General features: G+C 59.1%; 19 protein-coding genes. 11 read left to right on the top strand and 8 right to left on the bottom strand.

Annotated features, from left to right (window positions below; genetic code table 11):
• Positions 1 to 24: 24 nt before the first annotated feature.
• Positions 25 to 1401 carry an L-serine ammonia-lyase gene (locus ACIOWE_RS08615; protein ID WP_401389856.1) on the bottom strand — a complete coding sequence of 459 codons (1377 nt, stop codon included), beginning with the start codon at positions 1399 to 1401 and terminating at the stop codon, positions 25 to 27.
• A gap of 135 nt (positions 1402 to 1536) precedes the next feature.
• On the opposite strand from ACIOWE_RS08615, the gene ACIOWE_RS08610 reads away from it, so the two are divergent.
• The 3 genes from ACIOWE_RS08610 to ACIOWE_RS08600 all read left to right on the top strand — a co-directional run bounded on the left by ACIOWE_RS08610 (position 1537) and on the right by ACIOWE_RS08600 (position 4965).
• Positions 1537 to 2484 carry a LysR substrate-binding domain-containing protein gene (locus ACIOWE_RS08610; protein WP_401389854.1) on the top strand — a complete coding sequence of 316 codons (948 nt, stop codon included), beginning with the start codon at positions 1537 to 1539 and terminating at the stop codon, positions 2482 to 2484.
• A 200-nt stretch (positions 2485 to 2684) separates the two neighbouring features.
• Entirely contained in the window at positions 2685 to 3092 is a 408-nt protein-coding gene (locus tag ACIOWE_RS08605) for an HPF/RaiA family ribosome-associated protein (protein ID WP_053117239.1), read from the top strand.
• A 235-nt stretch (positions 3093 to 3327) separates the two neighbouring features.
• A complete protein-coding gene (locus tag ACIOWE_RS08600) occupies positions 3328 to 4965 on the top strand; it encodes an amidase (protein WP_401389851.1) in 1638 nt (545 codons plus the stop codon).
• 109 nt (positions 4966 to 5074) lie between these two features.
• Here the strand turns inward: ACIOWE_RS08600 and fecA are convergent, their stop codons facing one another.
• The 3 genes from fecA to ACIOWE_RS08585 all read right to left on the bottom strand — a co-directional run bounded on the left by fecA (position 5075) and on the right by ACIOWE_RS08585 (position 8937).
• Positions 5075 to 7408: a TonB-dependent Fe(3+) dicitrate receptor FecA gene (gene fecA / locus ACIOWE_RS08595; RefSeq protein ID WP_401389848.1), complete on the bottom strand. Its 2334-nt coding sequence runs from the start codon at positions 7406 to 7408 to the stop codon at positions 5075 to 5077.
• 111 nt (positions 7409 to 7519) lie between these two features.
• Positions 7520 to 8452: a FecR domain-containing protein gene (locus ACIOWE_RS08590; RefSeq protein WP_401389845.1), complete on the bottom strand. Its 933-nt coding sequence runs from the start codon at positions 8450 to 8452 to the stop codon at positions 7520 to 7522.
• Positions 8449 to 8937, bottom strand: coding sequence for a sigma-70 family RNA polymerase sigma factor (locus ACIOWE_RS08585; protein ID WP_401389842.1), 489 nt, complete (start codon positions 8935 to 8937; stop codon positions 8449 to 8451). Before ACIOWE_RS08585 ends, ACIOWE_RS08590 begins: the two co-directional genes overlap by 4 nt.
• A 189-nt stretch (positions 8938 to 9126) precedes the next feature.
• Here ACIOWE_RS08585 and ACIOWE_RS08580 point away from each other — a divergent pair, with 189 nt between their 5' ends.
• The 6 genes from ACIOWE_RS08580 (at position 9127) to ACIOWE_RS08555 (ending at position 15536) form a co-directional block, all read left to right on the top strand.
• Entirely contained in the window at positions 9127 to 9432 is a 306-nt protein-coding gene (locus ACIOWE_RS08580) for a DUF3649 domain-containing protein (RefSeq protein ID WP_401389839.1), read from the top strand.
• Complete coding sequence (locus ACIOWE_RS08575) at positions 9429 to 11015, top strand: PepSY-associated TM helix domain-containing protein (protein ID WP_401389836.1); 1587 nt, start codon at positions 9429 to 9431, stop codon at positions 11013 to 11015. The genes ACIOWE_RS08580 and ACIOWE_RS08575 overlap by 4 nt, the downstream gene beginning before the upstream one ends.
• Complete coding sequence (locus ACIOWE_RS08570) at positions 11015 to 11341, top strand: DUF3325 domain-containing protein (RefSeq protein ID WP_401389833.1); 327 nt, start codon at positions 11015 to 11017, stop codon at positions 11339 to 11341. The genes ACIOWE_RS08575 and ACIOWE_RS08570 overlap by 1 nt, the downstream gene beginning before the upstream one ends.
• A gap of 1 nt (position 11342) precedes the next feature.
• Complete coding sequence (locus tag ACIOWE_RS08565) at positions 11343 to 11909, top strand: RNA polymerase sigma factor (RefSeq protein ID WP_401389830.1); 567 nt, start codon at positions 11343 to 11345, stop codon at positions 11907 to 11909.
• The gene (locus ACIOWE_RS08560) at positions 11906 to 12895 is read left to right on the top strand and encodes a FecR family protein (protein WP_401389827.1); all 990 of its coding nucleotides are present in this window, start codon (positions 11906 to 11908) and stop codon (positions 12893 to 12895) included. Before ACIOWE_RS08565 ends, ACIOWE_RS08560 begins: the two co-directional genes overlap by 4 nt.
• A 211-nt stretch (positions 12896 to 13106) precedes the next feature.
• Positions 13107 to 15536, top strand: a complete 2430-nt coding sequence (locus tag ACIOWE_RS08555) for a TonB-dependent siderophore receptor (protein ID WP_401389824.1) — start codon at positions 13107 to 13109, stop codon at positions 15534 to 15536.
• Between the two features lie 117 nt (positions 15537 to 15653).
• Here the strand turns inward: ACIOWE_RS08555 and ACIOWE_RS08550 are convergent, their stop codons facing one another.
• Positions 15654 to 16529: a helix-turn-helix domain-containing protein gene (locus ACIOWE_RS08550; protein WP_401389821.1), complete on the bottom strand. Its 876-nt coding sequence runs from the start codon at positions 16527 to 16529 to the stop codon at positions 15654 to 15656.
• Between the two features lie 253 nt (positions 16530 to 16782).
• Between ACIOWE_RS08550 and ACIOWE_RS08545 the strand changes: the two genes are divergently transcribed.
• Positions 16783 to 17685, top strand: coding sequence for a DMT family transporter (locus ACIOWE_RS08545; RefSeq protein ID WP_401389818.1), 903 nt, complete (start codon positions 16783 to 16785; stop codon positions 17683 to 17685).
• A 19-nt stretch (positions 17686 to 17704) separates the two neighbouring features.
• Here ACIOWE_RS08545 and ACIOWE_RS08540 read toward each other — a convergent pair whose 3' ends face one another.
• Complete coding sequence (locus ACIOWE_RS08540) at positions 17705 to 18214, bottom strand: DUF2165 family protein (protein ID WP_401389815.1); 510 nt, start codon at positions 18212 to 18214, stop codon at positions 17705 to 17707.
• Positions 18215 to 18361: 147 nt separating this feature from the next.
• Complete coding sequence (locus ACIOWE_RS08535) at positions 18362 to 19336, bottom strand: 2-hydroxyacid dehydrogenase (protein ID WP_401389812.1); 975 nt, start codon at positions 19334 to 19336, stop codon at positions 18362 to 18364.
• Between the two features lie 722 nt (positions 19337 to 20058).
• Here ACIOWE_RS08535 and ACIOWE_RS08530 point away from each other — a divergent pair.
• Positions 20059 to 20574 carry a hypothetical protein gene (locus tag ACIOWE_RS08530; RefSeq protein WP_401389809.1) on the top strand — a complete coding sequence of 172 codons (516 nt, stop codon included), beginning with the start codon at positions 20059 to 20061 and terminating at the stop codon, positions 20572 to 20574.
• Between the two features lie 116 nt (positions 20575 to 20690).
• Here ACIOWE_RS08530 and ACIOWE_RS08525 read toward each other — a convergent pair whose 3' ends face one another.
• Positions 20691 to 21065 carry a DUF6124 family protein gene (locus ACIOWE_RS08525; RefSeq protein WP_401389806.1) on the bottom strand — a complete coding sequence of 125 codons (375 nt, stop codon included), beginning with the start codon at positions 21063 to 21065 and terminating at the stop codon, positions 20691 to 20693.
• Positions 21066 to 21144 lie beyond the last annotated feature (79 nt).

The following is a 21144-nucleotide window of genomic DNA, read 5'->3' as shown; positions in this document are numbered from 1 at the left end:
TTGCGGACGGTCAGGGAGTGCTCCTCAGCACTCCACCCAGCTCACCGCCAGGCCGCCCCGTGAAGTCTCTTTGTATTTGTCGTGCATGTCGGCGCCGGTATCGCGCATGGTGCGGATCACCCGGTCGAGGGAAATGAAGTGGTTGCCGTCGCCGCGAAGGGCCATTTGCGTGGCGTTGATCGCCTTCACTGCGGCGATGGCGTTGCGCTCGATGCACGGCACTTGCACAAGTCCGCCGACCGGGTCGCAGGTCAGGCCGAGGTTATGTTCCAGACCGATTTCGGCGGCGTTTTCCAATTGCTCCGGGGTGGCGCCCAGTACTTCGGCCAGGCCTGCAGCGGCCATGGCGCACGCCGAACCGACCTCACCCTGGCAGCCGACTTCGGCGCCGGAGATCGAGGCATTTTTCTTACACAGAATGCCGACCGCCGCCGCGCCCATGAAGAAGGCGATGACGTCATCGTCAGACGCGTCCGGGTTGAATTTCATGTAGTAGTGCAGAACCGCCGGAATGATCCCGGCCGCGCCGTTGGTCGGCGCAGTGACCATACGCCCGCCAGCGGCGTTCTCTTCGTTGACGGCGAGGGCGAACAGGTTGACCCATTCCATCGCCGACAGCGTCGAGCTGATGACATTCGGTTTGCCGATTTCCAGCAGGCTGCGGTGCAGTTTCGCCGCGCGACGCGGCACATTCAGACCGCCGGGCAGAATGCCTTCGTGAAGCAAACCTTGTTCGACACACTCGCGCATCACCGACCAGATGTGCAGCAAACCTGTACGGATTTCATCGTCGCTGCGCCAGGCCCGCTCATTGGCCATCATCAGTTCGGATACGCGCAGATTGTGCCGCTTGCACAGCGACAGCAACTCGGCGGCGCTGGAGAAATCGTAGGGCAACGCCACATCGCCGGCCGGGGATACGCCAGACTCGGCTTCCGCCGCTTCAATGATGAAACCGCCGCCGACCGAGTAGTACGTTTGCGTGAACAGCTCGGCCGATTCGCCAAAGGCTGTCAGCGACATGGCGTTGGGGTGGTAGGGCAGGCTTTCGTCCAGCAGCAGGAGATCGCGTTGCCAGTTGAAGGCAATTTCTCTTTGCCCGGCCAGAGAAAGCAGGCCGGTTTCGCGCAGTTGCTGAATTCGCGGATCGATGGTCGACGGATCGATGCTGTCGGGCCATTCGCCCATCAGTCCCATGACCGTGGCCCGGTCAGTGGCGTGGCCGACGCCCGTGGCTGACAGCGAACCGTACAAGCGGATTTCCACACGCTTCACGTCGAGCAGCAAATGCTGGTCGATCAACGCTTGGGCGAAGGTCGCGGCGGCGCGCATCGGGCCGACGGTGTGGGAGCTGGACGGACCGATACCGACCTTGAATAAATCGAAAACACTGATAGCCATGCTAAAGCCTTACAAGCAATGGAGTAGGAATCGCCGCCATTTTTTGTAGGACAAGCGCAATGTCGGCGATACTGCCTACCTCGCTTCAACGTGACTAACGAAACTTCCTAAGTAAGCCTTTAGCAGGACTAAACGATGAGTCGTCAATTGCATGCCCAGACCTACGTCTGGCTGCAGGTGTTTTCCTGTGCCGCGCGGCACCTGTCGTTCACCCGTTGCGCAGAAGAACTGCACATCACCCCGGGGGCGGTCAGTCAGCAAATTCGCCAATTGGAGGAGCGCCTCGGCTTTCGCCTGTTTCATCGACGCGCACGCGGTGTGGAGCTGAGCGCGGAAGGCCAGCGGTTGGCGATTACGGTCAATGAAGCGTATGGCAGCATCGATGCGGAATTGCGTCGGCTCGATGCCGGAATGATCAGCGGGATCTTGCGCGTGCGTTCGATTCCGTCGTTCCTCAGCAAGTGGCTGACACCGCGCTTGCCGCGTTTGCAACAGCGCTATCCGGACATCCAGTTGCGACTGGTGGCCGAGGACAGCAGCGTGCCGTTGCACGAGGGCGACTTTGACTTGGCGATCGATCTCAACGACGGCAGTTACCCGGGGCTGTTATCCACAGCCTTGCTCGATGAGCAGATTTTCCCGGTGTGCGCGCCGAGCCTGTTGCGCGGACGGCCACCGCTGCACGGGCCGGCGGATCTGGGTCATTTTCCGTTGCTGCACGACATCACCGCCTGGCGTGGCAGTTACGAATACGCAGAGTGGGAGTTCTATCTCAACGCCATCGGCTTCGAAGGTGCCGACGTGCGGCGCGGGCATACCTTCAATCGCAATCACCTGACCATCGAAGCGGCGATTGCCGGCATGGGCGTAGCGATTGCGCGGCGCACATTGCTCAACGATGAGCTGGAGCGGGGCACGTTGATTGTGCCGTTCGGCCTGTCAGTGCCCAACCACAAACGCTACGTGTTGCTCTATGCGCCGGGCGCGCTGAGCCATCCGGGCGTGCGTGCGGTGCATGACTGGCTGGTGGAAGAGGCGGGGATTTTTCGCAGTTTGCACCCGTTGAATGACGGGCAATTGTGAGCAAATTTTGCAGGGTTGCGAGGCGACCCAACTCCCGACCTTACCAGTGCTTTGCTCGGTTGTCCGGCTTTTTTTGCGAATGAATATTTATCTTTTTTCAGGGGTTGAAATGTTCGTCAGTCGGGCCGATTGTTGTAACCAAGAGGTCAGGAAATTCAATTCAAGGCCTCTCGCGAGCTAGCTGAAATAAGGGATGAACTATGCAAATCCAAGTCAATAGCGACAACCATGTTCAAGGCAGTAAACGACTGGAGGAGTGGGTACGCACCACCATTGAGAGCACGCTCGACCGTTATGAAGAAGACCTGACCCGTGTCGAAGTCCATCTGAGCGACGAGAACGGTGACAAACCAGGTCCCCATGACATGCGCTGCCAACTGGAAGCGCGGCCAAAAGGCCATCAACCGATTTCCGTGACCCACAAGGCCGATTCGCTGGAACAGGCGATCGACGGTGCAGCCGAAAAACTCGAGCACGCACTGGAGCACCTTTTCGGCAAACTGCGAGGTAAACCACGTGCCGCTGTGGTGCCATTCACCGGCAAAGCCAATGACAAACTGTTGGCGGAAGAGTTTGACGAGAATGAACAGGCAGCGATCAACAGTTGATGCGCTGATAGTCCAAGCCACCCTATAAAAGCGGGCCTGCAAATGCAGGCCCGTTTTTTTTATGGTGGTTTTTAATGTTAGTTAAAGTCAGCTTATAGGCTCGGGCAGAGAGTGATCCGGGTCTTTGTATTAAAACGCTTACAGTGTTGTCTTTGATTTTTCCTGCGGCGAGACGTTTTAAACAAGAGGGCTGAATATCTGAATTAACAAGTTGTACGGATCAAGGAAGGCTGTAATGGAATATGCTACTGGGAGCCCGCGCAGGATTTTACTTGCGATGTTTGCCACGTCGGTACTTGGGATGTGCGCAAGTTATGCTCACGGCAACGAAGTCGATGTCAGGGAACTGACTATTTCTCAAATCAATAAAGACTTTGCACAAGGACGTTATACATCCGAGCAACTGACACGAGCCTTTCTGTCTCGTATTGATCAATACAACCCTTACTACAACGCCTTTACTGCGATGAACTCGAAGGCACTGAATGAGGCTCGCGAAATTGATCACCGACGCCGAGCAGGAGAACAGCTAGAGCCAATGGCGGGCATTCCGGTGGTCGTGAAGGACACCATGGACATGGCCGGGTTTGCCTCTACGGCGGGCTACGCTCCCCTTTCATCAAAGGCTGGAGGTATGGACCTCATACCTGAGCGTGATGCTGCTGTCGTCCAGCGTCTGCGGGCGGCCGGCGCGATCATTTTGGGCAAGACCAACGTGCCGGTTTTTTCTGGAAACCCAGCCAACGCCAACGACAGTTGGGCCGGGGTGACTTACAACGCCCTCAATCGCTCCTGGTCGCCGGGTGGCTCGTCCGCTGGCACTGCGACGGCTGTCGCGGCCAACTTTGCCGTGGTGGGGCTGGCAGAGGAAACCGGCGGCTCCATCCAGAATCCCGCCGGTGCGCAGAGCCTGGTGGGTATCAAACCCACATTTGGTCTCATTCCAAACTCCGGAGTCGTTCCACAGGCGGGATCGACACGTGATGTGGTGGGACCGATCGCCCGTAATGTTCGGGATGCGGCAATGACGTTGGACGTCTTGGCGGGCTATACGCTGGACGATCCTAAAACCACGGCGTCGTTTGGCAACATTCCTCAGCAAGGTTACTCATCCGGCTTGCAAACGGGAGCCCTCAAGGGCAAACGCATCGGCTTGTTTGGCGCGGGCTGGAGTGGGTCTTTCTCGACGTTGCCTAACGCAACAAAACAGCAGTACCACAAGGCGGTAAAACAGCTTGAAGCATTGGGCGCCATTCTGATCGACGACCCTTTTGCCGGTTCCGGATTAGTTGAAATGGCACCGGCTGGTGGTGACTATGACGCTCGCGGCTCCGATGCTCATGCCTATGATCTGGATCTTTACCTGAAGAACCTTGGGGACAGTGCGCAGGTTCATTCGCTTGAGCAATTACAGGCCCGGATTGGCGTCAATCTGTTCGAGGCGCAAGGGCCGCTTGAATACTATACGACCCAGTTACCCGTGCTCGCCGGCTCTTACAAGACACCGACGGTTGCGCCGGATCTTTCCGGATTTGCCAATCTTCGGGAAAACTATCTGCGCATTTTCAATCGGGTCATGGATGAAAATAATCTGGACGCGATGGTGTTTCCGCAAATGCTTGAGCCATTGGGTGATGTGTATGAAGGCTTCATGGACGCGACGACCGCCTCTGTGATCAATATTGCCGGGATTCCGGGCGTGGTTGTTCCCAGTGGCGTTTATCCACAGGGCCAGCCGTTCTCGTTGATATTTGTCGGTCGTCTGTGGAGCGAGCGCGAACTGATCGCCTGTGCATACGACTACGAGCAACAGGTCAAAGGCCGACTGGTTGCCGAGAATCTGCAATCGACACTTGGGCCAAGTCCCGAGTGAGAGAGGGGCAGTGATGGCAGGCCTGACTGGGCAGGCCTCTTCGCGAGCAAGCCCGCTCCCACAGGTTGGAAGGCATTCCAATGTGGGAGAGGGCAGTTGGCTGGCTGAATCAGAATGCTACCGAGGTCTGCACATAAACCGTTCGCGGCTCACCCACATATTTGCCCTTGTTGTTGTCATCGAACGAGCGCGTGAAGTATTGCGTGTTGAAGATGTTCTTCACTCCCACCGCGACGTTCAGATCCGATAACTGCGGGCCGAAGTCATACCCGGCGCGGCTGCTGAACAGCATGTAGCCGGGGATCTTGCCGGTACTGCCGTCCGCGCTTTCCTTCGAGGTGTTGGCATTGTCGGCGAACTGGTCGCTCTGGAAGCTGCTGTCCAGATTCAGCTTCCATGGCCCTTCGGTGTAGCCGACGCCAAGGGTGCCTTTGTGCTTAGAAGAAAACGGCACGCGGTTGCCTTTGTTCGGCCCGTCTTCACGGATGGTCGCGTCGACGTAGGCGTAAGAGGCGTAGACATCGAAACCGGCCAGCGCCGGGCTCAAATCATCGAGAGCGTAATTGACGCTGGTTTCGATGCCTTGATGACGGGTTTCGCCACGGGCGATCACCGAATCGTTGGTCTGGTTGCTTTCGTACTGATTGTCGAAGTTGATCAGGAACGCGCCGATCTCTGCACGCAACGCGCCGTTGTCGTAGCGAGTGCCGAGTTCCCAGGTGCGGGCCTTCTCCGGTTTCACTTCGCCGCTGCTCACGCGGTTGGGCATCTGGCTGTATTGCACGCTGCCGAACGAGCCTTCGGTGTTGGCGTACAGATTCCAGCTGTCGGTCAGGTGATAAAGCACGTTCAGCGCCGGCAGTGCGGTGTTGTAGTCACCCTTGTATTTGACGTTGGTCAGGTTGTTGGTCTGCTGCGACTCGATCATTTCGTAGCGCACGCCCGGGGTGATCGTCCATTTGCCGATGTCGATGCGGTCGTCGACGAAGAACGCATTGGCTTCGGTGCCGCCACGTGTATCGCGGTCGTTGCGGCTATTGGTGGTCGGGTATTCATTGCTGGCGATCGGTGTGCGATAGCGCAACTCGTGGCCGGCCTCGTTGATGTAGCGATAGCCGACGCCGACTTCATGGCTGGTCGGGCCGAGGTCGAAGCCTTGGGCGAAACGGGTTTCCAGTCCGCGAACCCAATATTCACGCGGCGACAGTGAGAGGAACGTGCCCTGGTCCAGATAACCGCTGCGCAGGGTTTTGGTGAAGAAGGTATTGGCGGTGAATTCGCGGCGATCTTCCTGGTAGCGATAGCCGAAGTTGAACATCGTGCGACGGCCCCAGAACTGATCTTTCGGACGCGTGGACTGATACGGATCGGCATTGTAATCGGCAACATTCAGGCCGCCGGGCATGTCCGCCTTGCCTTCGTAATACTGGGCCATGGCGTTGAAGCTGTTGGCCTCGTCGAGCTGGTATTTGCCCTTGAGGATCAGGTCATCGATTTCGGTGTCGCTGTGTTCACGCCAGTCACCGCCACGGGTACCGGAATACAGCAGCGCGCCACCCAGCCCGTTCTCGTTGGTGCCACCGGCGAGTAGATTGGCGCTGGTCTTGAAGCCGTCATGACTGGACGACGGACTGGTTTCCGTCTGGAAGCCGCCCTTGACCGTTGGTTCGTCGGGAATCGCCCGGGTCACGAAGTTGACCACGCCGCCGACGTTCTGCGGGCCATAACGCACGGCGCCGCCGCCACGCACGACGTCCACGGCATCCATGTTGCCCATGCTGATCGGCGCGAAAGAAAGTTGCGGCTGACCGTACGGTGCGAACGGCACCGGGATGCCGTCCATCAGAACAGTCGAGCGTGCCGCCAGGCGCGGGTTGAGGCCGCGAATACCGAAATTCAGCGCCATGTCGTGGCTGCCGGTGCCATTGTTTTCCGGGGCGTTGACGCCGGGAATGCGGTTGAGCACATCACGCGCCTGTATAGCGCCCTGGCGTTCGAATTCTTCACGACGGATCACATCGCGAGCGCCGGGGTGTTCGAAGACATTGATTTGCTGCGCATCGCCGAGCCAGTCGCCAACGACTTTCGAGGTGTCCAGCTCCAGCGCGGTATCACCCGCCGGTTGCAGGCTGAAAGCATTGTTGCCCTCGGCGCGCGCTTGCAGGCCGGTGCCCTCGAGCAATGCCTCCAGACCTTGTTCAGTGGTGTAGTTGCCTTCCAGGCCACGGCTTTGTACGCCACTGGTGACCTGCGAGCCGAACGAAATCAGCACCCCGGCTTCACGGCCAAACTGGTTAAGGGCGTTTTCCAGCGACGATGGCGCGATGTGATACGCCTTGGCGTCGGCGGCCATTGCCGTGGGCAGGGCGCCGAAACTCAGGCTGGCGCCGAGGACAAGGTTGCGCAGGGTGCGAGCCAGTGGCGTGAGGCGGGTGGGGTGCATGGTGGCGGATCCTGAGAAGGTTGAATCAAGGGGGCTTTCCTTCTCTGTCACGCCAGATCTGAAAAACGGCTCATTTATTTTTTGAAGATCAAAAGATCGCAGCCTTTGCTGTTAAACCCGCGCTTCGACGGTTACCCAATAACGGGTAAAGCGCTTCACTTTCACCGGCAAGCTGATTTCCAGCAGATCCAGAATCCGCTCGCTGTCGTCCAGTGGATAAGTCCCGGAGATCAGCAAGTCGGCCACCTTCTTGTCGCAGCTGAGTTGGCCGCGACGGTAGCGGCCCAGCTCATCGAGAAAGTCACCCAGACGCATATGCGCCGCGACCAACATGCCCTCGGCCCAGGCGCCGCTGTTGGCGTCCAGCGGTTGAGTGTCGCTGACAACCGTGGAGGTGAAACTCAGTTGACGGGCGACCGGCAGCAGCAGCGGTGCGCGTCCGTTGGCTGTCAGTTCGGCCCGTCCTTCGAACAAGGCGACCTGCGTGCGATCAGCAAACTGACGCACGTTGAGGCGAGCGTCCCGGGTTCTTAGAGTGCCGTGTGCAGTCCGCACTTCGAACGATTGCGATGCGGTCAGGAGGATCTCGCCTTCGAGCAAGCGGATCAGACGTTGCGCGCCATCGACATCCACCGCACTGGCAGTATTGAGTTGCAACTGACTGCCTTCGCCCAACGCAATCTTGCGTCGTTGACCCATCGGGCTGCGGTAGTCGGCGAGCAGCGACGGCAGCGGATTGTGTTCGCGCATGCCCCAGGTAGCCGCTGAGCCGGCGCCGAGAATCAGCAGTAATTTCAGCGCCTGACGCCGACTGCCGGACTTCGGCGCATTCAATGCCGCGTGTGCCAGCGGCGAGGCCACACCGCGCAAGCGCTGGTTGACCCGCTGAATGTGTTCCCACGCCCGCCGATGTTCACTGTGCGCATCCAGCCATTGTTGCCAGGCCAATTGTTGGCGCGGCGACAGCGCGCCTTGCTGCATTTCCATCAGCCAGTGCACGGCTTGTTCGGCCACTTGCGCAGAAAAATCCGCGACGCGGTTCATAGGGCGAAATAGCAGCGCATCGCCGCTTTGTTCAGATGACGTTTGACTGTCGCGACGGAAATGCCCAGTTCGATGGCGATCTGCGAATAAGTCAGGCCATCGACCTGCGCCAGCAAAAAGGCGCGTTTGACCAGGCGCGGCAAACCGTCGAGCAACTGATCGAGCTCCATCAGGGTTTGCAGGATGATCGCTTTGTCTTCTTCCGATGGCGCGAGCATTTCCGGCATCTGCGCGAGGGTGTCGAGGTAGGCGCGTTCGAGATCCTGACGGCGGTAGTGATTGAACAAAACGCGCTTGGCGAGCGTGGTGAGAAAGGCGCGAGGTTCGATGATCACCGGCGGTTCGCGGGCGGTCAGCACCTTGATGAAGGTGTCCTGCGCCAGGTCCGCGGCGCTGTCCGGGCAGCCGAGTTTGCGCCGCAACCAGCCGGTCAGCCAGCTGTGGTGGGCTTGATAAAGCGATTCGACGGGATGGGCGGACGGCAACGGTATGACTCCGGGCGCAACGATATGCGGAGAAAACATGCGTTAGAGAACAAGAATGGTTCGCATTGTAGGGCGCGAGCACGGTGTCCGGCAATCAGATGCTTTTGCGTATGAGAATATTTATCATTAATATTGCTCGCCTGTTGGTTCGGCTTCTCGGCCGGACGATTTTCGTTTCAGGGTCGAAACATGAAAGCCAAACTCGCCACACTTCCCATGTCCTATCGTCTGGCTGTCACCTCACGGGTGCTGGCGGCGGTATTTGGCAGCTATCTGGTTGCCGCGCTGGCCAGTGTCACCCTGACAATGTGGCTGCCGTTGAACCGCGCCGAAGCCGTGGTGACTGGCATGACCGTTTCCTTCCTGGTTTATCTGGTCGCCGTGCTGTGGTGTTTTGCCTGTCGCACGGCGTGGTCGGCATGGGTCGGTTTGCTGGTGCCGAGCGTGATTCTGGCGACCATCTCCGGCGCGGCCCGTGGGCTGGGTTACGCATGAAAGAGGGTTTCCGCCAGGCCATGGCCTGGCTGCACACCTGGGTCGGACTGGTATTTGGCTGGCTGCTGTTCGCGATTTTTCTGACCGGCACCCTGGCCTATTTCAATGACGAGACCAGTCACTGGATGCGCCCGGAAATTCCCGCGCGGCCGATCAATAGCGAGGCGAGCCTTTCCCTGGCGCAGGACTATCTGCAGCAGCACGCCGCCGGTGCTTCGCGCTGGCTGATCGACTTGCCCGATGCCCGCGACCCCGGCCTGACCGTGCGCTGGCAGTCAGCGCCGGCGAAACCCGGCGAGCGTGGCCGTTTTGAATCGAAGACTCTCGACGCGCAAACCGGTGCCGAAGTGCAGGGCCGCGAAAGCCTGGGCGGCGAGTTCTTCTATCGCTTCCACTTCCAGCTGCAAATGCCTTATCCGTGGGGGCGCTGGCTGGCGACGATCGCCGCGATGGTGATGTTCGTTGCGCTGATCACCGGGATCATCACCCACAAGAAAATCTTCAAGGACTTCTTCACCTTCCGCCCGCGCAAGGGCCAGCGTTCCTGGCTCGACGGGCATAACGCCGTGGGCGTGCTGGTGCTGCCGTTTCATTTGATGATCACCTACAGCAGTCTGGTGATCTTCATGTCGATGGTCATGCCGGCGAGCATTCTGGCGTCCTACGACGGGAATGTGCGGGCGTTCTACGATGAGGTTTTCCCCGCCTCGAAGACGCCGGAGCGGGCCGGCATTTCTGCACCTTTGGCGCCGATGGCGCCGCTGTTGGCCAAGGCCAGTGAGCAGTGGTCGGGCGGCAACACCAAGCGGCTCTCTGTGAACAGTCCGGGCGATGAAAATGCCTCGGTGGTGCTGTCCCGCGCCGGTGATCGTGTGGTTCACGATTTCGGCAGCGCGGTAACCTTCAATGGCGTCAGCGGGCAGATGCTCGGCAGCACACCGGATCAGCCTGTGGCGATGGCGGTGGGCGGCACTTTCTACGGTCTGCACATGGGCCATTTCGCCGGGCCGGTGCTGCGCTGGCTGTATTTCATTTGTGGTCTGGCCGGCACGGCCATGATCGGCACCGGGCTGGTGATCTGGCTCGGCAAGCGTCAGCTCAAACACGCCAAGAGCAGTGTGATGCCGTTCGAACTGCGGCTGGTGGAAGTGCTGAACATTGCCAGCATGGCCGGACTGGTGTCGGCGGTGGCGGTGTTTTTCCTGGCCAATCGGCTGTTGCCGGTGGAGCTGGCGAGCCGCGCCGATTGGGAAGTGAATGCGTTCTTTAGCGCCTGGGGCTTGAGCGTTGTGCATGCGCTGTTGCGTCCCGGCCGTAAAGCCTGGGTTGAACAGCTTGGGCTGGGGGCGTTGCTGTTTATCGCCGTGCCGCTGATCAATGCGCTGACCACTCCGTGGAATCTCGCCGTAACGCTTGCGCAAGGTGACTGGGTGCTGGCCGGGTTCGATCTGACCTGTCTCGGTTCAGGGCTGTTCCTGGCGTGGGCCGCATGGAAAATGCAGCGCGCCGGTAACGCCGTCGGCGTGAAAAAACCACGTCGCGAAACGGCTCGGCCGGTCACGCTAGAGCAGGGAGCGAATTGATGCTGTTGGCCCTGTTGCTTTGCTACGCCGGTTTCACCGCACTGTGCCTGTCGATGCCTCGGCACCATGACGAGTTGCTCGGTTATAAATCCTCGGCGCGCCGCCGTCAGGGGTTGAAACTCGGCGGGTGGCTGTTGCTGGCCTTGTCATTGTCAGCAGCGGTGTCGAGCAACGGCTGGAGTTTCGGACTGGTCGATTGGTTCGCGGTACTGATGCTCAGCGCACTGGCGCTGGTGTTGTTGCTGCCGTATCGCCCGCGTCTGGCGTTGGCACTGGCCGGGGTCAGCCTGTTGGTCAGTCCGGTCGCTGCATGGGCGCAGTGCTGAAGTGCTGATCGGTTTGCCGCCGGAGTCCCGCGACGATGAGCCGCGCGGGGCGCGTGCGCATTTTCTGCAGGTGTTTCTGTCCCAGCGTTCCCAGATGGAAGCGCTGGTGAACCGGCGCGTCGGCTGTCGGGCGACGGCGGCGGATCTGGTGCAGGATTTGTTCCTGCGCTTCTGGCGTCGACCGTTGGTGCAGGTTGAGGAACTCAGCACGTACCTTTTGCGCTGCGCCGGCAACATCGCCATCGATCATTTGCGCAGCGAAGGCGCACGGGTGCGCGTCAATGAAGGCTGGCAACCGGACGAGCCGCACAGCCACGGCAGCGAACCGCAGGCAGCGCTGGAAGCCGGCAACGATCTGCGCCATGTCGAAGCGGCGCTGCGCGCATTGCCCGAACGCACCCGCCAGATCTTTTTGCTCAATCGCATCCACGGCCGCAAGTACGCAGACATCGCCAAAGCCATGGGCCTGTCCCAAAGCGCCGTGGAAAAACATATGATGCGCGCCCTCGAGGCCTGCAAGGCCAGCCTGCGCGAACCCGCGCCACGCACGCCAGGGAAAGCACCGTGAATCACACCGACTGTGGCAGCCCGACGCCCGCTCAGGAACAGGCAGCTTTTGCTTGGCTGAGCCTGTTGCATGACCGGCCCAGCGCTGGCGATCAACTCACTTTCAGCCAATGGCTGCGTGCCGATCCGGCTCACGCCGAGGCTTATGCACAGGCACAAGTGGTCTGGGAGTTGAGCGAAGGGCCGGCGAAAACGCTGGCCGATGAAGAGGCGCTGGCGTTGCAGGGGTATCTTGCGGCGATGGATCGCCCGCGTCGTCCGCAGCTGTTGCGTTGGTCCGGTGCGCTGGCGATGGCGGCGTGTCTGCTGCTGATGATCAGCCTCGGCACGGGCTGGCAGCCGCAGCGCTGGCTGGATGATCTGGGGGCCGATTATGTTTCCGCGCCCGGCGAAATTCGCACCGTGACTCTGGCCGATCAGTCGCAGGTAACGCTGGATGCCGACAGCGCCATCGCCGTGGATTTCAGCCATGGCGAGCGCCATGTACAACTGCGCCGCGGTGCCGGATTTTTCAGCGTGACTCACACCGGCGAGCCGTTTGTGGTCGAGGCCGAAAAGGGCCAGGCGCGGGTGCTCGGCACGCAATTCGAAGTGCGTCTGCAACCCCACGGTGCGCAGGTTACGGTGTTGTCCGGACGCGTCGGCGTGACCGCGGATCGCGACGCCGCGCAGCAGATTCTCACGGCCGGTCAGCAAGTCGCCTACGGTGCGGGCTCGGCGCAGCAACTGCACGCGGTGGACAGCGAGGCGCAGTTGGCCTGGCGTCAGGGCTGGCTGACTTACTACAAGTCGACGCTGGCTGATGTGGTGGCCGACTTGCGGCGCTATTACCCGGGGCGGATTGTTTTGCTCAACGATGAACTGGCGGCGCGCAAGGTCAGCGGCAGTTTTCCGAGCAGGGATCCGCAGGTTGTTCTCTACTCTCTGCAAGGGGTGTTGGGGTTTGAACAGCATCAGGTGCTGGGGCATCTGATTATTTTGCGCTGAGGCGGCTGGCCCTTTCGCGAGCAGGCTCGCTCCTACATTTGGAATGCGTTCCCTGTGGGAGCGAGCCTGCTCGCGAAGGCGCCGGCACCGACAACACACTCCCTGAAAAATATTTTCATATTGTGGTGAGGTAAACCCGAGCCCCATCCGTGTAGTGACTGAAACTGCGAGTCATTCGCATCCGTTGCGGTTCTACACAGGTCATTGAGCAATGAAGTCCAGGGCAAAATCGGGTTCGGTCAAACAGTGGTTGGGCGTTCAAGCGTTGAGCTTTTCGGCATTGGCCTTGTTGCCAATGAGCGTGGCGCTCGCCGCTGAAACCGTCAGCAGTCAGGCGCAACAGCAATTCAACTTTTCCCTGGCCGCCAAACCGCTGCCCCAGGCCCTGAGCGACTTCAGCCGCGTCACCGGGCAGAGCGTGGTTTACACCGATGAAGCGCCGTACGGCCTCACCGCTCCCGCCGTGAACGGGCAGATGAGCGCCGAGCAAGCGCTGCAACGCCTGCTCAGTGGTTCCGGCCTGAACTTCCGTCGCACCGACAGCCACACCCTGGCGCTGGAGCCGCAACCCACTGCCGGTGCGCTGAACCTCGGCGCCACCACCATCACCTCGATGCGCGACGAGTCGATGAGTTATCAGCCGCCGGCAACCAGTTCGGTGATGCGCTCATCGGCCTCGCTTCAGGAGATCCCGCAGACCGTCAACGTCATCCCGGCGCAGGTTATCCGCGATCAGGCGCCGCGTAATCTCGACGATGCGCTGGCCAACGTCAGCGGCATCACCCAAGGCAACACCTTGGGCAGCACTCAGGATTCGGTGATGACGCGCGGTTTCGGCGACAACCGCAATGGCTCGATCATGCGCGACGGCATGCCGATCGTGCAGGGCCGTGGGATGAACGCCACGGTCGATCGCGTCGAAGTGCTCAAAGGCCCGGCGTCGCTGTTGTACGGAATTCAGGACCCGGGTGGCGTGGTCAATCTGGTCAGCAAGAAACCCGAGCTTGAGCAGTACAACGCACTGACCTTCACCGGCTCAACCTACGGCGACGGCAAGAACGGCAGCGGCGGCACCTTCGACAGCACGGGCGCGCTGGGCGATTCCGGGCTGGCCTATCGCATGGTGGTGGATCACGTCGACGAAGATTACTGGCGCAACTTCGGCACCCACCGGGAAACCTTGATCGCGCCATCGCTGGCCTGGTACGGCGAGCGCACCAAGCTGTTGTTCGCCTACGAACACCGGGAATTCCTTACGCCGTTCGACCGTGGCACGTTGATCGATCCGCGCACCAACCATCCGCTGGACATCTCGCGCAAAGAGCGTCTCGACGAGCCGTTCAACGACATGGAGGGGCGTTCGGACTTGTATCACTTCGAGGCCGACCACGAACTCAACGACGACTGGAAAGCTCACTTCGGCTACAGCTGGAACCGCGAAACCTACGACGCCAGCCAGGTTCGCGTGACCGCCATCGACACCAAAAAAGGCACGCTGACCCGCAGCATGGACGGCACGCACGGCGCGATCAGCACCGACCGTTTCACCACCGCCAGCCTGGAGGGCAAGGTCAACGTGCTGGGCATGCAGCATGACCTGGTGTTCGGCGTCGATGACGAGTACCGCAAGATCTACCGCGCCGACCTGATCCGGCAGAAAAGCCTGACCACCTTCAGCTACCTCAACCCGGTGTATGGCCGCGAAGTCGAAGGCACCACGGTCAGCCCGGCCGACAGTGCGCAAACCGATTTGCTGCGCAGCGATTCGGTGTTCCTGCAGGATTCGATTCACCTCAACGACCAATGGATTCTGGTCGCCGGCGGACGCTTTCAGGAGTACGACCAGTACGCCGGCAAAGGCGTGCCGTTCAAGGCCAACACCGACAGCAACGGGCAGAAATGGGTGCCACGCGCAGGCCTGGTGTATCGCTACACCGATGAGCTGTCGTTTTACGGCAGTTACACCGAATCGTTCAAACCCAACTCGACCATCGCCCCGTTGAGCGGCAGCAGCACCGTGCTCGACGGCAGCATCGCACCGGAAGAAGCCAAATCCTGGGAGCTGGGTGCGCGGCTGGATATGCCGGGGCGCATCACCGGTAACGTCGCGCTGTTCGACATCAAGAAACGCAACGTGCTGGTGGCCAATTCCGAAGGCCCGACGACGATTTACAGCGCGGCCGGTGAAGTGCGTTCGCGCGGTCTGGAAGTGGACTTGACCGGTCAACTGAGTGACCGCTGGAGCATGATCGGCAGTTATGCCTACACCGATGCCGAAGTCACCGAAGACCCGACTTACAAGGGCAAGCGCTTGCAGAACGTGGCGAAGAATTCCGGCTCATTGTCGGCGGTGTATGACTTCGGCAGCGTCATTGGCGGCGACCAATTGCGTGTTGGTGCCGGGGCGCGTTATGTCGGTGAGCGGGCGGGGAACGCGGTGAACGATTTCGATCTGCCGAGCTACACCGTCGCCGATGCCTTCGCGACTTACGACACCAAGGTGGAAGGACAAAAGGTCAAGTTTCAGCTCAATGTGAAGAACCTGTTTGACCGTACTTACTACACCTCGGCGGCGAGCCGGTTCTTTGTGTCGATGGGCGATTCGCGGCAGGTTTCGCTTTCCAGCACGTTGGAGTTCTGAGCCGAAACCGCGTCATCGTTCTTCGCGAGCAGGCTCGCTCCCACAAGGGATTGCATTTCAAATGTGGGAGCGAGCCTGCTCGCGAAGAGGTCGTCAAAGGCACTGAATATTTAGGTTCTAACGCGAAAACGCCTGCCGATACTCGCCGGGCGTTCCGCCCAACACCTGACGGAACCGGTTGGTGAAATGGCTCGCGCTGGCAAACCCACACGCTAGCGCAATTTCCCCCAGTGGCAACGCTGTCCCGCGCAACAACTCCCGCGCCCGGCTCAAGCGTCGCGCCAGCACATACTGATGCGGTGGCAGGCCAAAGCTCACGCGAAACATCCGCGCAAAGTGGTACTCCGACAACGCACACAATCCCGCCAATTGCCCAAGGCTGATCGGCTCGGCCAACTGGCTGTCTATGAACTCCACCAACTGCCGACGCTGGTGCGGCGCCAGTCCACCCTTCAGGCGCAAACCCTGACGGGTGCCGACCTGACTGAGCAAGGTATGGCTGATCAATTCATGCGCAAGACTACTGGTGAGCAAGCGTTCGGCGGGCTCGTCCCAGTTCAACGTCAGTAACTGGCGAAAGCGCTGCGCTTGCTGCGGGTCTTCGAGAAAAGTCTGCTCGCGTAACTGCATTTCCCGTGGCTCGCGATCGAGCAACGTCACGCAACCGATGGCGAATTGTTCAGCGCTGAAATACAGGTGGGCCAGGCGGATATCGCCATTGATCACCCAGCCCGACTCATGATCCGCCGGCAGGATGCACAGCTTGTCCGGCCCACCCTTCTGGCCCGGCTGACCGCGACGAAACGTGCCGGTGCCGCCGGCGATATAGCAGGAGAGGGTGTGATGGCTCGGAGCTTCGTACTCCTGGGCATCGTGGTGGTTGGTCCACAAAGCCGCAGCCAAGCCGTCACCGAGCTCGGCGCTGTGCACAAGGCGAGCGTTCGGCGAGCGGTTAAGCGCTTGGAAGACTTGCAGGTTATCGATTGCGGCCATGTTCGGTTCTCTCCAACGCCTTGCATCCTACTCCGTAGACGTCGCGCTGCCAGCCAGTCGCCGGACAAAAGCGCAAGATTGTGCAAGCGCTGCAATCCTTGGTGCAGCACCCTGATCCTCAATTCAGCGCAAATCCTGTGGCGAGGGAGCTTGAGTGCGCAGCACTTACAAAACCGGGGCTGCTTCGCAGCCCATCGGGGATAAATCCCCTCGCCACAACAGCGCTTGGCATTGTTTTCGGGAGTTCTCCATTATGAATCTGTCGTTGTATCTGTTGACCGTGCTGATCTGGGGCACCACCTGGATTGCCTTGAAATGGCAGTTGGGCGTGGTGGCGATTCCGGTGTCGATTGTTTATCGCTTCGGCCTCGCGGCGTTGGTGCTGTTCGTGTTGTTGCTGCTCAGCCGTCGGTTGCAACCGATGAACCGTCGCGGGCACCTGATCTGCGTGGCGCAGGGACTGTGTCTGTTCTGCGTCAACTTCATGTGCTTTTTGACCGCCAGCCAGTGGATTCCCAGCGGTCTGGTGGCGGTGGTGTTTTCCACGGCAACCCTGTGGAACGCCCTCAATGCGCGAGTGTTCTTCGGCCAACGGATTGCCCGCAACGTATTGATGGGCGGTGCGCTGGGGTTGTTTGGTCTGGGCCTGTTGTTCTGGCCGGAACTGGCCGGGCATAGCGCCAGCCCGCAGACGTTGCTCGGCCTCGGTCTGGCGCTGTGCGGTACCTTGTGTTTCTCGGCGGGCAACATGCTCTCGAGTCTGCAGCAGAAAGCCGGGCTGAAACCACTGACCACCAATGCCTGGGGCATGGCCTACGGTGCGGCAATGCTGTCGGTGTGGTGCCTGATCAAAGGCATTCCGTTCGACATGGACTGGTCGTCGCGTTACGTCGGGGCGCTGCTGTATCTGGTCATTCCCGGTTCGGTGATCGGTTTCACGGCGTACCTGACGCTGGTCGGGCGTATGGGCCCGGAGCGCGCAGCTTATTGCACGGTATTGTTCCCGGTGGTGGCGCTGAACGTCTCGGCGTTTGTCGAAGGTTATCAGTGGACAGCGCCAGCATTGATCGGGCTGGTATTGGTCATGCTGGGTAACGTGCTGGTGTTTCGTAAACCGAAAGCGGTGGTATCACCGGTGCAGGGAAAGTTGGCTTGAAGTGAATGAGCGCTGAATGTCAGCGCTCGACTTTCAATGTGATGTAAATCATCACCGGAAAAATGAAATCAACGATATGACGTGCCCAGTCCTTGGCATTCCATGATTGTGAAGTGTCCATGTCGAACCATTCGACACCCACCGTTTGCAGGCATACGTAATAGATGAATATTGCAACCAGTATGCCCATGATCGAGAACTTCTTGGCTTCATGGAATGCGTCTGCCGATTCATCGATCTTGCGATACAGCTGATAAGTGCCGATCAGACACAGCACCGTATAAGTCACCTCCATCGTGATGATGAACCAATAGATCCGGTGATGAATCATCGGTGATTCGATGGCTCGATATTTGATGCTCTCACTTGCAGTGGTGGTGTCCATGCTCAGGATGTGAGACACGTATGTGTAGTTTGAATTATAGTCGGTGAAATTGTGAATCATCACCAGCAGTCCAAAGAAGCTGATGTAAGCCATCAATATAACTTTGCTGTAGCGGATGATTTTTTCGGTTGTCAGTGTGTTCACGGTTTTTGCTCTCCATAACAGGTTATCGTTTGTTTGATAAGTATGGAGAGCTTATAGCGCTAATATTTGGTCCGTTGTGTTGTTCAATTTCAAGTTGTGTATGCGCGTAACTAACGGGCAAGTGCTGTTTGGCACTTGCCGGTTTTATCAGCCGCGCCAGACTTGCGGATTGACCAGGTCCTGCGGGCGTTCCCCGAGCAAGGCACTGCGCAGGTTGGCGATGGCTCGATTGGCCATGGCTTCGCGGGTTTCATGGGTGGCAGAGCCGATGTGCGGCAAGGTCACGGCGTTTTTCAATTGGAACAGTGGCGACTCGGCCAGCGGTTCCTTTTCGTAGACGTCCAGACCGGCGCCTCGGATGCGGTTGTTTTGCAGCGCTTCGATCAGCGCAGGTTCGTCGACGACCGGGCCGCGAGAGATGTTGACCAGAATCGCGCCCGGTTTCATCAGCGCCAGTTCGCGATGGCTGATCAGGTGGCGGGTCTTGTCGCTGAGTGGTACCACCAGGCAGACGAAGTCGGCTTCGGCCAGCAGTTGGTCGAGGCTGCGAAATTGCGCGCCGAGTTCTTGTTCCAGTTCGGTCTTGCGGCTGTTGCCGCTGTAGATAATCGGCATGTTGAAGCCGAACCGGCCGCGGCGGGCGACGGCGGCGCCGATGTTGCCCATGCCGACGATACCGAGGGTCTTGCCGTGCACGTCAGTGCCGAACAGTGGAGCGCCGACGCTGGCTTGCCATTGCCCGGCCTTGGTCCAGGCATCGAGTTCGGCGACGCGGCGGGCGCTGCTCATGATCAGGGTGAAGGCGAGGTCGGCGGTGCTTTCGGTGAGCACGTCCGGGGTGTTGGTGAGCATGATCCCGCGTTCGTTGAAGTAGTCGAGGTCGTAGTTGTCGTAGCCGACTGAGACGCTGGAGACCACTTCGAGTTTTTCGGCGGTTTCGAGTTGGGCTTTGCCGAGTTTGCGGCCGACGCCGATGAGGCCATGGGCGTGGGGCAGGGCTTCGTTGAACTGGGCGTTGATGTCGCCGTTTTTTGGGTTGGGGACGATGACGTCGAACTCTTGTTTTAGTTGTTCGATCATTGGGGGGGTGATGCGGCTGAAGGCCAGGACTGTTTTTTTCATCGCTTTGGGCTCGGCTTTGGGGCTTTATTGCCAAGCACGCTAACATTTCCTGGCGGCCTTTGGGCCGACCGTGTTGGTGGTTTTTTGGGTGAATATCCGTTTTTTGGGGGATGGCGGCTTAGGGTTCCGCCCTTACGGCGGGTCACTTTGGCAAACGCCCCAAAGTAACCAAAGGTCTGTGCCCTGACGTTCGGCCCTCGCCTAGGCTCGGGTTCCTTCGCTCCGGGATTGATCCGGGCGCATCGCCTACGGTTTGCTGCGCTGCACCTCCTCTCGATGCATTTGGCTACGCCAAACGGTCGCTACGCTCCCACCCCCGGATCAATCCCTCCACTCAGCCTGCCGACGGGCCTTTTAGATCAAGAGCGGTACTCGAGCTAACGCTCATTGTGTTGAGTGGGGCGGCATTCGCCGCGTGCGGGGTGTACTCGTTTTTTGTGGGAGCTGGCTTGCCAGCGATGGCGGCCTGACAGCCGACCAAGGGCGTGGCCTATCCCACTGTTGGCGGCCTGCCAATGAAGCCTATCGAAACTGGATGCGTTTATCTCTGAAGTGCCTGTTGGTTATTACTCGAGGTGTAGGGGGCCAGCACGATAAACATCACTAAAAGCCTTCGTAATCAAATTTTTGGTATAGGTCCATTGGTCAATGGTCCATGCATTTTTTAATCGCGAATTGCTCTAGTTGACTGTCATTTCTATCAGGTGTGCAGGGGGTTCAATGTGTTCAGACTTCTTCTGCGCAATGATGCGCTGTTCTTTTTTCTTGAAGGAGCTTGTATGAAGAGGTCATTTTATCTGGGTGCCAAGTCTAAAAAGGCTGTGAAAGGTGAGGCTAATGTGTTCATCACGGGGCTCTCACGGTTTGACGGTAACGTTGAGATTTTTGTAACGGATGAAAATGAAGTAACTGTCCTTGCAAGGCAGAAGTTTGATGAACAAAGATCGGCGCTGTTGCAGATTGACTTTAAATATGACATTGCCAGCGCCGAACATAAATATGAAGTGGGTGGGAAGGTTTCCAGCATTTTGTATATGTTGGTTGATGAGGCCGGGACGAAGTTCACTCCGTATCCAGCTGTTTTTGGCAGTGGATCTGTAAATGTGACCTTCGACTCGACGATTGGGACTTTCAGCGCTGATTTCCGCTTGAAAGTACAAAACAGCCCGACAGAACCAGAGTTGGACGCAAGTGGTGCGTTCGAGAACGTTTCAGGTCTCGTACATCAGACGAAATAATCAAAGCGTATTCAGTCCAACTGTGGGAGCGGGCTTGCCCGCGATGGCGGTGTGTCATTTGGCGATGATGTTTACTGAGCCACCGTTTTCGCTAACAAGCCCGTTCCCACAGGGGATCAGCTGCGTGGCGTCGGTGGTGTCACGTCGACGTTATCCAGCACGCGGTTCACTGCCAGTTCGGCGAGCATGATGATCTGCTGGATCGCCAGAATCGTCCGCCGTTGCGGGAGGTCGATGTAGGCGGCGATGTCACTGCTAATGAGGCTGGCTTGTGCCAGTGATTCGCAGGCGTGGACCAGCAGGCTTTCGTTGTCCTGATTCGGGGCGACCAGGAACATGGTGCTGGGTTTGTGGGAGCGCAACGTTAGTGCGTTGGGTTGGAAGTAGTGGTCGAGGGCGCGCTCGGCGGCATCGTGGAATTTCTTTGAGCCGGGGCATTCGTAGGGGGTGGTGTTCTCCGCTTCAGGCGGATAGGGGGTGTGTTTGATCATGGGAAATGTACTCGCGGCAAGTTGAGTTGAAACTGCCACTTTTCGTTTTCCAGACGATAGGGTGGCAGCTGTGCGCGGA

This window comes from Pseudomonas sp. NPDC087598 (genome assembly GCF_044743525.1).
In the GTDB taxonomy this organism is placed as follows: Bacteria; Pseudomonadota; Gammaproteobacteria; order Pseudomonadales; family Pseudomonadaceae; genus Aquipseudomonas.
The sequence above is the reverse complement of the archived record's forward strand: the minus strand, read 5'-3'. Positions and strand labels throughout refer to the sequence as shown.

What these genes read in the sequence shown, in the direction of transcription:
- ACIOWE_RS08605 (WP_053117239.1), top strand. Translation starts at nt 2,685, where the DNA reads ATGCAAATCCAAGTCAATAGCGACAACCATGTTCAAGGCAGTAAACGA.
- ACIOWE_RS08555 (WP_401389824.1), top strand. Translation starts at nt 13,107, where the DNA reads ATGAAGTCCAGGGCAAAATCGGGTTCGGTCAAACAGTGGTTGGGCGTT.
- ACIOWE_RS08580 (WP_401389839.1), top strand. Translation starts at nt 9,127, where the DNA reads ATGAAAGCCAAACTCGCCACACTTCCCATGTCCTATCGTCTGGCTGTC.
- ACIOWE_RS08600 (WP_401389851.1), top strand. Translation starts at nt 3,328, where the DNA reads ATGGAATATGCTACTGGGAGCCCGCGCAGGATTTTACTTGCGATGTTT.
- ACIOWE_RS08615 (WP_401389856.1), bottom strand. Translation starts at nt 1,401, where the DNA reads ATGGCTATCAGTGTTTTCGATTTATTCAAGGTCGGTATCGGTCCGTCC.
- ACIOWE_RS08550 (WP_401389821.1), bottom strand. Translation starts at nt 16,529, where the DNA reads ATGGCCGCAATCGATAACCTGCAAGTCTTCCAAGCGCTTAACCGCTCG.
- ACIOWE_RS08535 (WP_401389812.1), bottom strand. Translation starts at nt 19,336, where the DNA reads ATGAAAAAAACAGTCCTGGCCTTCAGCCGCATCACCCCCCCAATGATC.
- ACIOWE_RS08545 (WP_401389818.1), top strand. Translation starts at nt 16,783, where the DNA reads ATGAATCTGTCGTTGTATCTGTTGACCGTGCTGATCTGGGGCACCACC.
- ACIOWE_RS08525 (WP_401389806.1), bottom strand. Translation starts at nt 21,065, where the DNA reads ATGATCAAACACACCCCCTATCCGCCTGAAGCGGAGAACACCACCCCC.
- ACIOWE_RS08590 (WP_401389845.1), bottom strand. Translation starts at nt 8,452, where the DNA reads ATGAACCGCGTCGCGGATTTTTCTGCGCAAGTGGCCGAACAAGCCGTG.
- ACIOWE_RS08575 (WP_401389836.1), top strand. Translation starts at nt 9,429, where the DNA reads ATGAAAGAGGGTTTCCGCCAGGCCATGGCCTGGCTGCACACCTGGGTC.
- ACIOWE_RS08570 (WP_401389833.1), top strand. Translation starts at nt 11,015, where the DNA reads ATGCTGTTGGCCCTGTTGCTTTGCTACGCCGGTTTCACCGCACTGTGC.
- fecA (WP_401389848.1), bottom strand. Translation starts at nt 7,408, where the DNA reads ATGCACCCCACCCGCCTCACGCCACTGGCTCGCACCCTGCGCAACCTT.
- ACIOWE_RS08610 (WP_401389854.1), top strand. Translation starts at nt 1,537, where the DNA reads ATGAGTCGTCAATTGCATGCCCAGACCTACGTCTGGCTGCAGGTGTTT.